This is a genomic window from Bacillus sp. ISL-77 (genome assembly GCF_018613105.1).
The window spans coordinates 151,770-166,700 of sequence record NZ_JAGGQY010000031.1 but is presented as its reverse complement, the minus strand read 5'-3'; the positions used below and the strand labels follow the sequence as shown (position 1 = coordinate 166,700).

At 39.1% G+C, this 14,931-nt stretch carries 16 protein-coding genes; 15 read left to right on the top strand and 1 reads right to left on the bottom strand.

The annotated features are described in order from the left end of the window. Nucleotides 1-4: 4 nt before the first annotated feature. The 6 genes from J7E77_RS12060 (at nt 5) to spoVM (ending at nt 5,261) form a co-directional block, all read left to right on the top strand. Nucleotides 5-763 carry a Stp1/IreP family PP2C-type Ser/Thr phosphatase gene (locus J7E77_RS12060; protein WP_308160559.1) on the top strand — a complete coding sequence of 253 codons (759 nt, stop codon included), beginning with the start codon at nt 5-7 and terminating at the stop codon, nt 761-763. Continuing rightward, entirely contained in the window at nt 760-2,751 is a 1,992-nt protein-coding gene (gene pknB / locus J7E77_RS12055; RefSeq protein WP_214714607.1) for a Stk1 family PASTA domain-containing Ser/Thr kinase, read from the top strand. Before J7E77_RS12060 ends, pknB begins: the two co-directional genes overlap by 4 nt. 89 nt (nt 2,752-2,840) lie before the next feature. Further along, a complete protein-coding gene (gene rsgA / locus J7E77_RS12050; RefSeq protein ID WP_214714605.1) occupies nt 2,841-3,722 on the top strand; it encodes a ribosome small subunit-dependent GTPase A in 882 nt (293 codons plus the stop codon). Nucleotides 3,723-3,724: 2 nt separating this feature from the next. Then, a complete protein-coding gene (gene rpe / locus J7E77_RS12045) occupies nt 3,725-4,369 on the top strand; it encodes a ribulose-phosphate 3-epimerase (protein ID WP_088086347.1) in 645 nt (214 codons plus the stop codon). A 55-nt stretch (nt 4,370-4,424) separates the two neighbouring features. Further along, nucleotides 4,425-5,072 carry a thiamine diphosphokinase gene (locus J7E77_RS12040; RefSeq protein ID WP_214714603.1) on the top strand — a complete coding sequence of 216 codons (648 nt, stop codon included), beginning with the start codon at nt 4,425-4,427 and terminating at the stop codon, nt 5,070-5,072. Nucleotides 5,073-5,177: 105 nt separating this feature from the next. Then, nucleotides 5,178-5,261: a stage V sporulation protein SpoVM gene (spoVM, locus tag J7E77_RS12035; protein WP_035445740.1), complete on the top strand. Its 84-nt coding sequence runs from the start codon at nt 5,178-5,180 to the stop codon at nt 5,259-5,261. Nucleotides 5,262-5,416: 155 nt separating this feature from the next. Here spoVM and rpmB read toward each other — a convergent pair whose 3' ends face one another. After that, complete coding sequence (gene rpmB, locus J7E77_RS12030; protein ID WP_026566424.1) at nt 5,417-5,605, bottom strand: 50S ribosomal protein L28; 189 nt, start codon at nt 5,603-5,605, stop codon at nt 5,417-5,419. A 284-nt stretch (nt 5,606-5,889) separates the two neighbouring features. On the opposite strand from rpmB, the gene J7E77_RS12025 reads away from it, so the two are divergent. The 9 genes from J7E77_RS12025 to rnc all read left to right on the top strand — a co-directional run bounded on the left by J7E77_RS12025 (nt 5,890) and on the right by rnc (nt 14,881). Further along, entirely contained in the window at nt 5,890-6,252 is a 363-nt protein-coding gene (locus J7E77_RS12025) for an Asp23/Gls24 family envelope stress response protein (RefSeq protein WP_088086349.1), read from the top strand. 37 nt (nt 6,253-6,289) lie between these two features. Further along, entirely contained in the window at nt 6,290-7,972 is a 1,683-nt protein-coding gene (locus tag J7E77_RS12020; protein ID WP_214714601.1) for a DAK2 domain-containing protein, read from the top strand. Between the two features lie 217 nt (nt 7,973-8,189). Continuing rightward, nucleotides 8,190-10,238 carry an ATP-dependent DNA helicase RecG gene (recG, locus tag J7E77_RS12015; RefSeq protein ID WP_214714600.1) on the top strand — a complete coding sequence of 683 codons (2,049 nt, stop codon included), beginning with the start codon at nt 8,190-8,192 and terminating at the stop codon, nt 10,236-10,238. Between the two features lie 142 nt (nt 10,239-10,380). After that, nucleotides 10,381-10,947 (top strand): transcription factor FapR, encoded by a 567-nt coding sequence (gene fapR, locus J7E77_RS12010; RefSeq protein WP_214714598.1) that lies wholly within the window; start codon nt 10,381-10,383, stop codon nt 10,945-10,947. Between the two features lie 15 nt (nt 10,948-10,962). After that, the gene (gene plsX, locus J7E77_RS12005) at nt 10,963-11,967 is read left to right on the top strand and encodes a phosphate acyltransferase PlsX (RefSeq protein WP_214714596.1); all 1,005 of its coding nucleotides are present in this window, start codon (nt 10,963-10,965) and stop codon (nt 11,965-11,967) included. Nucleotides 11,968-11,979: 12 nt separating this feature from the next. After that, nucleotides 11,980-12,927 (top strand): ACP S-malonyltransferase, encoded by a 948-nt coding sequence (gene fabD, locus J7E77_RS12000; RefSeq protein WP_214714594.1) that lies wholly within the window; start codon nt 11,980-11,982, stop codon nt 12,925-12,927. Continuing rightward, complete coding sequence (fabG, locus tag J7E77_RS11995; RefSeq protein ID WP_168242754.1) at nt 12,924-13,667, top strand: 3-oxoacyl-[acyl-carrier-protein] reductase; 744 nt, start codon at nt 12,924-12,926, stop codon at nt 13,665-13,667. The genes fabD and fabG overlap by 4 nt, the downstream gene beginning before the upstream one ends. Nucleotides 13,668-13,736: 69 nt before the next feature. Then, nucleotides 13,737-13,970 carry an acyl carrier protein gene (gene acpP / locus J7E77_RS11990; protein ID WP_026566432.1) on the top strand — a complete coding sequence of 78 codons (234 nt, stop codon included), beginning with the start codon at nt 13,737-13,739 and terminating at the stop codon, nt 13,968-13,970. 170 nt (nt 13,971-14,140) lie between these two features. Further along, nucleotides 14,141-14,881 (top strand): ribonuclease III, encoded by a 741-nt coding sequence (gene rnc / locus J7E77_RS11985; RefSeq protein ID WP_168242755.1) that lies wholly within the window; start codon nt 14,141-14,143, stop codon nt 14,879-14,881. Nucleotides 14,882-14,931: the final 50 nt, after the last annotated feature.

The following is a 14,931-nucleotide window of genomic DNA, read 5'->3' as shown; positions in this document are numbered from 1 at the left end:
AAAAGTGAAGGCTGTTTTTAAAACGGACCAAGGTAGAGTTCGCCAGAATAATGAGGATAGTGGTGGTACTTTTGTTAATCGGGATGGACACCGTCTTGCCATCGTAGCAGATGGCATGGGCGGTCACCTTGCCGGTGATGTTGCTAGTAGCATGAGCGTTACGCATCTTCAAGAAATGTGGGAGAAATCTGAAGGAATTCGTACAGCAGATCAAGCCGAAGCATGGCTGAAAACCCATGTTCTCCAGGTTAATCAATTATTGTTTGACCATTCAAGAAGTCACGTGGAATGCGAAGGTATGGGTACTACTATAGAGGCAGTGATTGCTTCTGAAAATTTTACAACGATTGCACATGTGGGGGATAGTCGTTGTTATATCTTAAATGATACTGGCTTCCAGCAGCTAACTGAGGACCATACACTTGTGAATGAGTTAGTCCGAACTGGACAAATCACTAAAGAGGATGCAGAACATCATCCCAGGAAAAATTGGATATTAAGAGCGTTAGGAACAGAACAGGATGTAAAAATCGATATAAAAACGATAATGTTCGAAGAAGGAGATTTTCTCCTATTATGTTCGGATGGGTTGTCAAATAAAGTAAACGAACAGGAAATGGTTGAAATTCTTCAAAATGAAGAATCACTTGAACAAAAGGCTTCCACATTAATTAAGATTGCAAATGATAACGGTGGAGAAGACAATATTACCCTGATCATATTAGAATATGCTAATGATTTTGAATTGGGTGATGAGCAGTGATTATAGGGAAAAGAATAAGCGGCCGCTATAAAATTCTTAAAATGATAGGCGGAGGCGGAATGGCCAATGTCTATTTAGCACATGATATGATACTGGATAGAGAAGTTGCCGTGAAAATGCTCCGCCTTGATTTTGCCAATGATGAAGAATTTATTCGACGCTTTCATAGAGAAGCACAATCTGCCACAAGTCTTACCCATCCAAATATCGTTAGTATTTATGATGTGGGTGAAGAAGATTCTCTTTACTATATTGTTATGGAATATGTGAATGGGCAAACATTAAAGCAATACATAAACCAGCATTCGTCACTCCGTGTAGAAAAAGCATTAGACATAATGATGCAATTAACATCTGCAATTTCCCATGCCCATCAAAATCATATTATTCATCGTGATATAAAGCCGCATAACATTCTAATTGATCCTAATGGCAGTGTGAAAATTACTGATTTTGGGATAGCCATGGCCTTAAGCGCGACAAGCATTACCCAAACAAATTCTGTGTTGGGTTCTGTCCACTATTTATCACCGGAACAAGCTCGTGGGGGAATGGCTAATCGGAAATCTGATATTTATTCACTTGGGATTGTCATGTTCGAAATTTTAACAGGCAGGCTTCCATTCTCAGGGGAATCAGCCGTTTCGATTGCATTGAAACATCTCCAGTCAGAAACACCTTCTGTTAGAAGGTGGAATTCAACTATACCGCAAAGTGTGGAGAATATAGTCCTAAAAGCAACGGCAAAGGATCCATTCCATCGTTATAACAGTGTCGATGAAATGGAGGAGGATTTAAGGACGGCGCTAAATCCTGAAAGAATGGATGAACCGAAGTTTATTATTCCAATTGATGATGAGGCAACAAAAGCCATTCCAATCATAACAAATGACCGTCCACATAAAAACCTTGATGAAACATTAGTGCATAGTAATGATAAAATATTGCCTGCCAAAAAGGATACACCTAATAAGGAGAAAACTAGTAAGAAAAAGCGGAAAAAATGGCCGATGATCTTAATTTCGACTTTCCTTATACTTTCCATTCTCGGACTATTAACGGTTACATTTTTACCTGATTTATTGTCTGCTAAGGACGTCAAAATTCCTGACGTAAGTGGAATGGATGTTGATGATGCGATTTCTGAGCTTCAGCTCAGCGGAATAGTGGTTGACAAACAGGTTGAAATTCCTGATGATCTGGTGGTTGAAGGAAAGGTTATCAAGACCGACCCCGAAATTGGCAGTACAGTCAAGGAGAACGCAAAGGTTAATTTATATATTAGTACTGGTAAAGAAAAAATTGAGCTATCTAATTATGTAGGCCGGATATATGATGATATTTTCCGTTTATTAGAAGACAGGGGTTTTAAAGATATTTTGAAAACTGAGAAATACGATGAGAGTGAACCAGGAACCATTATTAGCCAAAACCCTTCAGGAGGCGAAGAAATTATTCCTGAAGATACTGCATTAGAATTTGAAGTCAGTAAAGGACCTGAAATAATTGTCCTAAGGGACCTAACCGAATACAATTTAAAAGGGGCCGAGGATTATGCCTTATTAGTAGGGCTGACTTTAGATGTCTCAGAAGAAAAATATGATGAAAAAATTCCTGCTGGCATGGTAATTTCACAAACACCAAAGTCTGGAACAGAACTGAAAAAAGGCGATAAGGTATCAGTCATTATTTCAAAAGGAAAAGAAGAAAAACCGCCCAAAACGGTAGTTAAAGATATAACAATTGATTATGAACCGACTGTCCCAGTGCCAGTGCCAGGAGATCCTGTTCAAAAACAAGAGGTTTTAATCTACATCGAAGATATGAATCATAGTATGACGGAACCTGCCGAATCATTTTTTATAACTGAAACGACAAAAAAACAAATAGAACTTACTATTCCATATGGCGGAAAAGCGGGCTATAAGATTATTCGTGACAGCAAGGTGATAGCAGAGGACGTAATTAACTATCCAGAAACAGAGTAATTAATATTACTTTGCTCTTTATCAAATCAGTTAACAGAATTTTGAATGATAAGTTGATGTTTTCGAAATGAATGACAAGGAGTGTGGCTATGCCTGAAGGGAAAATTGTTAAAGCATTAAGCGGTTTCTATTATGTTCTTGATGATGACAAGTTGATCCAATGCCGTGGTAGAGGGATATTTAGAAAGAATAAAATTACCCCCCTTGTTGGAGACGAAGTTGTTTTTCAAGCAGAAAATGACTTGGAAGGCTACATTATGGAAGTGAAGACACGAAAGAACGAATTGATACGTCCCCCCATTGCGAATGTAGATCAAGCGATCCTTGTGTTTTCGGCTGTTGAACCAGATTTCAGTACTGTTCTTTTAGATCGTTTCCTTGTGCTAGTTGAATTTAATCGGATTGAACCGCTTATTTGTATCACTAAAATGGACCTCACAAACGAAGAGCAGCAAAAGAAGATTAAGATTTATGCAGAGCAGTATTCGTCTGCAGGGTATAAAGTAATCCTAACTTCTTCCGAAACCGAAGCGGGGGTTGAACTGTTAAGTCCACACATTGATAATAAAATATCTGTTTTTGCTGGTCAGTCAGGTGTAGGAAAATCATCTTTGCTAAATGTCCTTAGACCTGATCTTGATTTGAAAACAAATGATATTTCGTCGCATCTTGGCCGTGGAAAACACACGACAAGACATGTGGAGTTAATAAAGATTGGAAATGGATTAATAGCTGATACACCAGGCTTCAGTTCATTAGAATTTACCAATATTGAAGCCGAAGATTTGACTTCATGTTTTCCTGAAATGCAAAGAGCAAGTGAGAATTGTAAATTCCGAGGATGCTTGCATGGGACCGAACCGAAATGCGGTGTGAAACATGCAGTTGAATCAGGTGAAATCCCTAGGTACCGATATGACCATTATCTGGATTTCCTACAGGAGATAAAAGATAGAAAGCCGAGGTATTAAAGATGGTAAAAATAGCACCTTCGATTCTTTCCGCCGATTTTTCGAAATTAGGTGAAGAGATTATTGCTGTTGAAAAAGGTGGAGCAGACTATATTCATGTCGATGTCATGGATGGTCACTTTGTACCAAATATTACGATTGGTCCGCTTATTGTTGAGGCCATTCGTCCGATTACGAAGCTGCCACTTGATGTACACCTAATGATTGAAAACCCTGATCAATATATTGAGGCATTTGCCAAAGCTGGAGCCGATTTTATTACCGTACATGTGGAAGCATGTCGTCATCTTCACCGCACAGTCCAAAATATTAAATCCTTTGGTATCAAGGCGGGTGTTGTTTTAAACCCGGCAACCCCCGTGGAATCCATTCAGCACATAATTGGAGACATTGATATGGTATTATTAATGTCGGTTAATCCAGGGTTCGGTGGGCAAAAATTCATACCAGAGGTACTTCCGAAAATAAGAAAAGTTAAAGAAATGGCAGAACAAAAAGGCTTAGACATTGAGATTGAAATTGACGGCGGTGTTAATTCAGAAACGGCAAAGCTATGCATGGAAGCCGGCGCAAATGTACTTGTTGCAGGCTCGGCTATTTATAATGAAGAAGATTATGCCAAGGCAATTTCGCAAATAAGAGGTTAATGATAAGAGCCAGCTTTAGCGCTGGCTTTTTGCATATGGAAAAGGAGTTAGTTTTATGATTATTAATATTCTAGCCGGAGGACCTGAAAGCCTATTACCTGATTTAACAGAGTATCTAGAGAAAGATGCAATTTGGGTCGGAGTTGACCGAGGTGTCTATCATTTGTTAAAAAGAAATATAACTCCGGTCATTGCCTTTGGGGATTTCGATTCAGTATCATCTGAGGAATTAATGTTTATTGAAGAACGTGTAGTAGAATTAAAGAAGTATAAGCCGGAAAAAGATGAAACAGACATGGAGTTAGCCTTCAATTGGGCACTTGATCAGAATCCAAGTATGATCCGTATGTTCGGTGCAACTGGGGGGAGACTTGATCATTTATTTGCCAATGTGCACTTATTGCTGAATCAGTTCAAAGCCAAAAAATCGGCTGATATCTGCTTGATTGACCGCTATAACATCATTTTTATTAAAGAACCTGGGCACTATACAATTGAAAAAATAAACAAAAAAAAATATATTTCCTTTGTTCCTTTAACGCTAAATGTCAGCAATCTCACCCTAAAGGGCTTTAAATTTCCTTTGGAAAATCGTCATATTCCAATCGGGTCAACACTATGTATTAGTAATGAACTTATTAGTGAATATGGTACTTTTTCATTTTCTGAAGGCATATTAATAGTGATAAGAAGTCACGATTAATATGCAATACAATTTGGTACTGATTTCGTTCGTTTGAATAAAATGGTAGGGCGTTCGAAAAAAGTTGAGATGAATAAGCTGGGGAGATTTGTGAGGAGGGACAGTATGAAATTCTATACAATTAAACTGCCGAAATTTTTAGGCGGACTTGTCCGTGCGATGATAGGGGCGTTTAAAAAGAACGAATAGCATGGGTTTTTATCTAGATAATCTTTTCATTAACGAATGGCACCCGTTTAATTTGGGTGCTTTTTATTTGGTTAAATAGGGAATAATAGGGTTGTAGAGTAATTGTACTTTTTGTATATAAAGAAAAGACATCCTCAACGGATGCCTTTTCCATATTAAACGCGTTCTACTTTACCTGATTTTAACGCTCTTGCAGAAACCCAAACACGTTTAGGCTTTCCATCAACAAGAATACGTACTTTTTGTAGGTTAGCACCCCATGTACGCTTATTTGCGTTCATAGCGTGAGAACGTGCGTTACCAGTTGTTGTTTTCTTTCCAGTTACAACACATTGACGTGGCATAATGATTTCCCTCCTTAACTACCAAAAGCTTTATACAGCTATCTTTAAGATCCTCATCTGAAAAAAGAAAATTGATTGAACAAATTTTCTAGACTTGAGATACCTTAATAATTTATCATACAACTTATTTGATTGCAATAGTTACCTTTCAAGAAAAAAGCCTTGACATCCCTATTAATTAAATGCTCTTATTTTAAACAGGCAGGAATAACTTTCAATATTGCATTGACTATAGTAAAATGACTGTAGTCAAGGAGCAATTTTTTCAAGAGGGGGAACGATTCATGTCCATTGAATTAAAAACAAAGTTCGGACAAATTGATATTTCAAACGAAGTAATCGCGACCATCGCTGGAGGAGCGGCAATCGAATGCTATGGAATTGTCGGTATGGCCTCAAAGAATCAAATTAAAGACGGAATTACGGAAATACTACGAAGAGAAAATTTCACTCGCGGCGTGATCGTCCGCCAAGAAAATGAGGCATTACATATTGATATGTACATTATTGTTAGCTATGGAACGAAAATTTCCGAAATTGCCCACAACGTGCAATCAAAGGTTAAATACACCCTCGATAAGACTGTTGGACTTGCCGTTGACTCGGTAAATATTTACGTTCAGGGAGTTCGAGTGACGAACCCTTAAGTTCGTGTAATGAACCTCAAGTAGAGGAGGAAAGTTTGTGTCAATAACAGCTTTAGATGGAAAACGTTTTGCCGAGATGGTGATTCAAGGTGCAAATCATTTGGCTGCAAATGCAAAAATGGTTGATGCTCTAAACGTTTTTCCCGTGCCCGATGGTGATACTGGAACAAACATGAATTTATCAATGACATCAGGGGCGAAAGAAGTAAAAAATAATGTTCAAGAACATATTGGTAAAGTTGGAGTAGCCCTTTCTAAAGGATTGCTGATGGGGGCTCGCGGAAATTCAGGAGTGATCCTTTCACAGTTGTTCCGTGGTTTTTCTAAGGCAGTAGAAATGAAAGAGCAAATTTCAGGGAATGATTTTGCCCATGCCTTCGAGGCTGGAGTAGAAACTGCGTATAAAGCAGTAATGAAGCCTGTTGAAGGAACCATTTTAACTGTAGCAAAGGATTCAGCTAAAAAGGGCGTACAAGCTGCCCAGAATTCAAATGATATTATTGTAATTATGGAAGAAGTTTTACAAGAAGCAAAAGCTTCATTAAAGCGCACTCCTGATCTGCTTCCAGTGTTAAAGGAAGTCGGTGTTGTCGATAGTGGCGGACAAGGTCTTGTGTTTGTTTACGAAGGATTTCTTGCGGTCCTAAAAGGCGAAAAACTTCCCGATACACCTTCTGCATCTCTTTCTATGGATGAATTGGTTAATACTGAACACCACAAAAATGTCCAGGGACATATTAACACGGCAGATATTGAATTTGGATACTGCACCGAATTTATGGTTCGCTTTGAACAGGAAAAGACAGCCAAGCATCCTTTCAGTGAAGGGGTTTTCCGAAATGACCTCAGCAAATTAGGTGATTCTTTATTAGTCATAGCGGATGAAGACGTTGTAAAAGTCCATATACATTCCGAACAGCCTGGCGAAGTACTAAGCTACGGACAAAAGTACGGAAATTTAATAAATATGAAGATTGAAAACATGCGTCAACAACATACCAATATTGTTGGTGAAACACATATGGCACCCGTTGCTGTACAACAGAAGCCGCCAAAAGAGCAGCAAGAATACGGAATTGTAACGGTTTCCATGGGAGCAGGAATTGCAGATTTATTTAGAAGTATTGGCGCCCATGCCGTAATAGAAGGCGGGCAAACGATGAATCCAAGTACGGAGGATATCGTTAAGGCTGTTAAGGAAGTTAATGCTAAAAAGGTATTTATTTTACCTAATAATAAAAACATTATTATGGCAGCCCAGCAGGCAGCCGATGTGGCAGAAGAAGATATTTATGTTATACCATCCAAAACTGTCCCTCAAGGACTTTCGGCTCTTTTAGCATTTAATCCGTCAGCGGAACTTCACGCCAATGAGTCTGCAATGAATGATGCCCTAAAACACGTAAAGACTGGTCAAATAACCTTCGCTGTACGAGATACCCAGATTGATGGTTTAGAAATCGAGAAAGATGATTTTATGGGTATTGCTGAGGGGAAAATTGTGGTAAAGAACAAGAACAAAGGAAAAGTAGCTGAAGAATTACTTTCACAAATGCTCGCAGACGATTCAGAAATCTTGACCATCATTTATGGGGAAGACGTTAGCGAAGAAGAAGTAAATCAGCTGACACAGTTTGTGGAAGAGACTTATGAAGATGTAGAAGTAGAAATCCATAACGGCGGGCAGCCGTTGTATTCATTTATCTTTTCAATTGAATAATGAACCGCTAAAATAGAAGGGGAGTTCCCTTCTTTTTTTTGTAGGCTGTGTTAAAGGTCATTGTTGATTTTGTAGCAATGTTGATTGGAGCGAAGCGCCTGGAGCGGAAATCAACAGGCAAGTATAACACAGCCTTTTTGTAAAAAAGAAGTTAGAAAAAGTAAATTAAAACAATATCAATAGATATAACAGCGCTTAGTGGGGGAGTCGTGTAATAGTGAATCCACATCTTAATCAAACAATAACTGTCATTAAGGGAATTGGTGAAGAGACTGCTGAGATTTTTTCAGAAATGAAAATCTTTACGATACAAGATTTATTGGAATATTTTCCTTATCGTTATGAAGATTACCGCCTTCGTGAAATAACAGAGGTACAGCATGATGAGAAAGTAACAGTGGAAGGGAAGGTTCATAGCGAGCCTTCTCTTGTCTATTATGGAAGGAAGAAATCCAAACTAATGATCCGACTTTTCGTTGGTTCTCATTTAATCAAAGTAGTCTTTTTTAACCAACCCTATTTGAAAAATAAAATCATTATTAATGAAACGATAACGGTCACAGGAAAATGGGATGCCCATCGGCAAACGATCACTGCAAATGAAATGCAGACAGGCACAAACGCCAAGACAAAGGATTTTGAGCCTGTGTACTCATTAAGAGGGAAATTAACAACGAAGGGAATACGAAAGTTTATCAGCATTGCTTTCCAGCAATATGGACATTTTATTGAAGAAACACTGCCAGCAGCATTCTTAAAAAAGTATCGCCTTCTTGATAGACAGGGGGCGATTGAAGCAATGCACTTTCCGAGCAGCCAAGAGGATGTGAAACAGGCACGAAGGCGCATTGTTTACGAAGAATTTCTTATGTTTCAACTAAAAATGCAGGCCTTAAGGAAATTTGAACGGGAACATTCCCCAGGAATTTGCCAAAACTATAAAGTTACTCAGGTAGAGGGTTTTATCAATAGTCTTCCATTTCCGTTAACAAATGCTCAAACACGGGTTGTCAATGAATTGTTAGCGGAACTAAAATCACCCCTACGCATGAATCGATTGTTGCAAGGGGATGTTGGTTCGGGGAAAACTGTAGTGGCTGCAATTGGTTTATATGCCAGTGTAACAGCAGGTTACCAAGGTGCTCTAATGGTACCAACAGAAATTTTAGCAGAGCAACATGCGCAAAGCTTAAAAAGAATGCTAGAACCATTTGATGTCAGGTGCGAGCTTTTAACGAGTTCTATTAAGGGTAAACGGAGAAAGGAAATCCTTCATGAACTGGCAGAAGGAAATGTTGATCTATTAATTGGTACGCACGCTCTCATACAGGATGAGGTCACCTTCAAAAGACTCGGTTTTGTCATTACCGATGAACAGCATCGCTTTGGGGTCGAGCAGCGAAGAGTGCTCAGGGAAAAAGGTGAGAATCCTGACGTTCTTTTTATGACTGCGACACCGATTCCACGAACACTTGCAATCACTGTGTTTGGTGAAATGGATGTTTCCATTATTGACGAGATGCCAGCTGGCCGAAAATCAATTGAAACCTACTGGGCAAAACCAGAAATGCTGGAGCGCGTTCTTGCTTTTGTAGAAAAGGAATTACAAAAAGGGCATCAGGCCTATGTTATTTGCCCGCTCATTGAAGAATCAGAAAAGCTTGATGTCCAAAACGCAATCGATGTATTTAATACTTTAAGCCAATACTTTCAAAACCGTTATAAAGCAGGCCTTATGCACGGGCGTTTAGGTTCGGAAGAAAAAGACTACGTAATGAAGTCGTTTAGTACCAACGAAGTACAGGTGCTTGTCTCAACTACAGTTGTTGAGGTCGGTGTTAATGTACCAAATGCGACCATGATGGTTATTTATGATGCTGAAAGATTTGGCCTGTCTCAGCTTCACCAGCTTCGTGGACGTGTTGGACGTGGCAGCGATCAATCCTACTGTATTTTGCTTGCAAGTCCTAAATCAGAAGTGGGCCAAGAAAGAATGCGGATCATGACAGAAACGAACGATGGATTTGTTCTAAGTGAAAAGGATTTAGAACTCAGAGGTCCTGGCGACTTTTTTGGCAGAAAACAAAGTGGTGTTCCTGAATTTAAGGTTGCAGATATGGTTCATGATTATCGGGCACTAGAAACAGCGAGAAGTGATGCGATGATGCTTATCCAATCAAAAACCTTTTGGACAGCGGAAGAATATCAATTTTTAAGAAAAATGCTTGAAGAATCAGGTGTATTAGAAGGGGAAAAGCTTGATTAATAAAGTTTTTTTCCCTTTAAATGAATTCCGGAATAAAAAAAGCAGATGCTATGTATAAAAAACAAACTCTTGCAATCTGCTATTTCAAATTTTATACTACTATTAGTACCTAGTCATAAGATCTCGGACGGTGTAAAAATTCATGAGAAAAAGTAAAAAAGAGCGCCAGCAATTGTTAACCTCTACAATAAAAGATAATCCATTTATTACTGATGAAGATTTAGCAGAAAAATTCCAAGTAAGTGTACAAACAATCCGTCTTGATCGGTTAGAATTATCAATCCCGGAACTACGGGAACGAATTAAGACTGTTGCTGAAAAACGATTGGATGATGAGGTCCGCTCCCTTCCGCTTGAAGAAGTCATTGGTGAAATTATTCATATAGAATTAGATCAAAATGCCATTTCGATTTTTGATGTAAAAAAAGAACATGTGTTTATTCGTAATAACATTGCCCGTGGTCATCATGTATTCGCACAGGCAAATTCCCTAGCAGTAGCCGTCATTAACGATGAATTGGCGTTGACAGCAAAGGCGAATATTCAATTTAAGCGTTTGGTAAAATTAAATGAGCGTGTCATAGCCAAGGCAAGAATAACAAAAATCGATGGGAACTTAGGCAGAACAAGTGTCGAAGTGACAAGTTTTGTAAATAATGAACTTGTTTTTACCGGAGAATTTGAAATGTACCGTTCGAAAAATCGGTAAAGGATGAGGAAAAAAATGAACCTAGCAATTGATGCAATGGGCGGCGACAATGCTCCAAAGGAAATCGTTTTAGGCGCACTAAAAGCTGTACAAGCATTTTCTGATATACATATTACCCTTGTCGGGGATGAAAATAAAATTAATGAAACGTTAACTGATCATGAACGGATTTCAGTTATACATACAACCGAAGTGATTCTCGGAACAGACGAGCCTGTAAAAGCAGTTCGCCGCAAAAAGAATGCTTCCATGGTGCTAGCGGCCCAGCAGGTAGCAGATGGATTGGCAGATGCGTGTATCTCTGCTGGAAATACAGGTGCCTTAGTCGCGGCAGGCCTTTTTGTGGTTGGCAGGATAACTGGGATTCACCGCCCGGCCTTAGCACCAACGCTTCCGACCATTGGCGGCGAAGGCTTCCTTTTACTAGATGTCGGGGCCAATGCTGAGGCCAAACCTGAGCATCTATTGCAATATGCATTGATGGGTTCCATTTATAGTGCAAAAGTAAGAGGAATTACACAACCAAGAGTGGGCCTATTAAATATTGGCACAGAGGAAAAGAAAGGGAATGAACTTACCAAGCAGGCCTTTGAACTATTAAACACGGCTAATATCAATTTTGTCGGTAATGTGGAAGCAAGGGATTTACTTGATGGTGCAGCTGATGTAGTTGTTACCGATGGATTTACGGGTAACATGGTGCTAAAGACGATTGAAGGAACGGCACTGTCCATGTTTAAAATGTTAAAAACGGCTTTAATGAGCAGTTTTACAAGTAAGTTAGCTGCCGCTGTGTTAAAACCGAATCTTAAAACTTTAAAGAATACAATGGATTATTCCGAATATGGCGGTGCTGCACTGTTTGGTTTAAATGCACCTGTAATTAAGGCTCACGGATCTTCGAATGGGCAAGCTATTTTTAGCGCCATCCGGCAAACGAGGGAAATGGTAAGTAACGATGTTGTTGGATTAATTAAAATGTCAACAGAAGAAGCGAGTATTGCCAAAGTAGAAAGGTAAAGGAGTATTGAAATGAAGAAAATAGCATTTGTGTTTCCAGGTCAAGGGTCACAAGCCGTCGGGATGGGGAAAGAATTAGCAGAGAAACACTCCGAGGTAATGGATTATTTTAAGAGAGCAGATGAAAAGCTTAACACTCAACTGAGTAAACTTATATTTGAGGGACCAAAAGAAGAATTGACAATTACCTATAATACACAGCCAGCCCTTTTAACAACAAGTATTGCTATATTGGAATACTTCCAAAAATCTGGGATTAAAGCTGATTTTGTTGCTGGTCACAGTTTAGGTGAATATACGGCCCTTGTTGCAGCGGGCACCTTTACTTTCGAAGAAGGGGTGTATGCTGTTAGAAAACGAGGCGAATTTATGGAAAGTGCTGTACCTAATGGGGAAGGATCGATGGCGGCTGTGCTGGGTCTTGATCGCACTCCGCTATCAAATGTGACGGCAGAAATCAGTGATGCTGGTTTTCCTGTGTCTTTAGCAAATTTAAACTGCCCAGGTCAGATTGTAATTTCAGGTTCGAAAAAAGGGGTAGAACTTGCAGCCGTGAAAGCGAAAGAAGCAGGGGCAAAAAGAGTGCTTCCATTAGAAGTAAGCGGCCCTTTTCATTCCGTGTTAATGAAGCCAGCAGCAGTTCAATTGCGTGAAGTATTGGACGAAATTGAAATGAGGGATGCTAGGATCCCAATCGTGGTAAACGTTTCTGCTGAACCAATCAGTTCTGCCTCAGAAATTAAGGATAAGTTAATTGAACAACTTTATTCCCCGGTACAATGGGAAGACTCCGTTCGAAAAATGATTGATTTGGGTGTCGATACATTTATTGAAGTGGGTTCTGGGAAAGTTTTATCAGGGTTAATCAAAAAAATTGATAAAACAGTGTCAACGTATTCTGTATCGGACGAGGAAAGCGCACAAGCTGTAATAGATGCGTTAAAGGAGGAAAGACTATGAATCTTGAAGGAAAAGCAGCACTTGTAACAGGTGCATCAAGAGGTATTGGCAGAGAAATCGCTCTTGAACTTGCACGACAAGGAGCAAATGTGGCGGTTAATTTTTCTGGCAGTGAAGCCAAAGCAAATGAGGTTGTTGATGAAATAAAGGCACTTGGGAGAGAGGCATTCGCTGTAAAATGTGATGTTTCAAACTCAGGAGAAGTCGCAGAAATGGTTAAGGGAACGATAGACCGCTTTGGGAAACTTGACATTCTCGTCAATAATGCGGGTATTACCAGAGATAATTTATTAATGAGAATGAAAGAAGAAGAATGGGACGACGTAATTAATATCAATCTTAAAGGTGTCTTCCTTTGTACAAAAGCAGTAACAAGACAAATGATGAAGCAACGGGTAGGACGCATCATTAATATTGCATCGATTGTTGGTGTAAGTGGGAATCCAGGACAGGCAAACTACGTGGCGGCAAAAGCTGGGGTCATTGGTTTAACAAAAACAACGGCTAAAGAGCTGGCATCTCGCAATATTACCGTAAATGCCATTGCACCTGGCTTCATCACAACGGATATGACCGAAAAATTACCTGAAGATGTAAAAACAGAAATGTTAAAACTGATTCCTTTAGCAAGATTAGGAGAGCCTAAAGACATCGCCAAAATCACCGCATTCCTTGCTTCTGATGATTCTGCCTACATGACAGGACAAACATTGCATATAGATGGCGGCATGGTAATGTAATTTTAATAAAAACAAGGTGTATTATTTTGTTGAAATACTCTATAATAGCTTGAGGGGAGGTGAACAGGCATGGCAGAGGTATTAGAACGTGTAACAAAAATCATCGTTGACCGCTTAGGCGTGGATGAATCTCAAGTTAAACTTGAAGCTTCATTCAAAGATGATCTTGGAGCTGATTCCCTTGACGTAGTTGAACTAGTTATGGAATTAGAAGATGAGTTCGATATGGAAATTTCTGACGATGATGCTGAAAAAATTAGCACAGTTGGTGACGCTGTTAATTACATACAAAGCACGAAGTAATCGTTAGATTTATTCACAAAAGCTCCGTTTTCAAACGGAGCTTTATTCTGTAAAATAGAACTTGGCTTCCAACTGTGATGCCAAGTTTCTTTGCGTTTTGCTAAATACTTTTTTTAAACTTATACTTGAGTGGTGTGTAAATTATTTAATGCAAGGTGGAGACGTTTTATATGCGCAGAAATAATAATGAAAAAGATTTAAATAATCGCGCAAAAGAAAATCTATTTAAGGGTTTTCAAAATACGATTGGTATTACGATTGAAAACGAGAAATTATTAAAACAAGCTTTTACTCATTCATCTTATGTGAATGAGCATCGAAGAAAGCCTTTTGAAGATAATGAGAGGCTTGAGTTTTTAGGAGATGCCGTTCTTGAGTTAACTGTTTCACAATTCCTATACAAAAAATATCCTACGATGACAGAGGGAGAATTGACGAAACTTCGGGCTGCAATTGTTTGCGAGCCATCTCTTGTATCATTTGCCAACGAACTGAACTTCGGAAAATTAGTTTTGTTGGGTAAAGGTGAAGAGATGACAGGCGGAAGAGAGCGTCCCGCCTTACTAGCAGATGTTTTTGAAGCGTTCATTGGAGCTCTTTATTTGGACCAAGGAATTGAAACAGTCATTAAATTTCTCGAGAAAATAGTTTTTCCTAAAATTAATGCCGGTGCTTTTTCTCATGTGATGGATTATAAAAGCCAGTTACAGGAACTCATTCAACGGGATGGGACAGGCGCTATTGAATATCGTGTTCTTCAAGAAATTGGGCCTGCCCATAATAAAGAATTTGTATCGAAAGTTTCGTTGAATGGCAAGGAATTAGGTGTAGGTACGGGAAAATCAAAGAAGGAAGCCGAACAACATGCCGCCCAAATGGCTCTCGACATATTAAAGGAAAAAACAACTTAGAAATGACAAAATGTTTGTAAGTAGTCCAGCTTGCATGCATAGGGAGGATT

Excerpts from the sequence above, each read along its gene's own strand:
- rsgA (WP_214714605.1), top strand. The coding sequence starts at position 2,841 with ATGCCTGAAGGGAAAATTGTTAAAGCATTAAGCGGTTTCTATTATGTT.
- rpe (WP_088086347.1), top strand. The coding sequence starts at position 3,725 with ATGGTAAAAATAGCACCTTCGATTCTTTCCGCCGATTTTTCGAAATTA.
- J7E77_RS12040 (WP_214714603.1), top strand. The coding sequence starts at position 4,425 with ATGATTATTAATATTCTAGCCGGAGGACCTGAAAGCCTATTACCTGAT.
- spoVM (WP_035445740.1), top strand. The coding sequence starts at position 5,178 with ATGAAATTCTATACAATTAAACTGCCGAAATTTTTAGGCGGACTTGTC.
- rpmB (WP_026566424.1), bottom strand. The coding sequence starts at position 5,605 with ATGCCACGTCAATGTGTTGTAACTGGAAAGAAAACAACAACTGGTAAC.
- J7E77_RS12025 (WP_088086349.1), top strand. The coding sequence starts at position 5,890 with ATGTCCATTGAATTAAAAACAAAGTTCGGACAAATTGATATTTCAAAC.
- fapR (WP_214714598.1), top strand. The coding sequence starts at position 10,381 with ATGAGAAAAAGTAAAAAAGAGCGCCAGCAATTGTTAACCTCTACAATA.
- plsX (WP_214714596.1), top strand. The coding sequence starts at position 10,963 with ATGAACCTAGCAATTGATGCAATGGGCGGCGACAATGCTCCAAAGGAA.
- fabD (WP_214714594.1), top strand. The coding sequence starts at position 11,980 with ATGAAGAAAATAGCATTTGTGTTTCCAGGTCAAGGGTCACAAGCCGTC.
- fabG (WP_168242754.1), top strand. The coding sequence starts at position 12,924 with ATGAATCTTGAAGGAAAAGCAGCACTTGTAACAGGTGCATCAAGAGGT.
- acpP (WP_026566432.1), top strand. The coding sequence starts at position 13,737 with ATGGCAGAGGTATTAGAACGTGTAACAAAAATCATCGTTGACCGCTTA.
- rnc (WP_168242755.1), top strand. The coding sequence starts at position 14,141 with ATGCGCAGAAATAATAATGAAAAAGATTTAAATAATCGCGCAAAAGAA.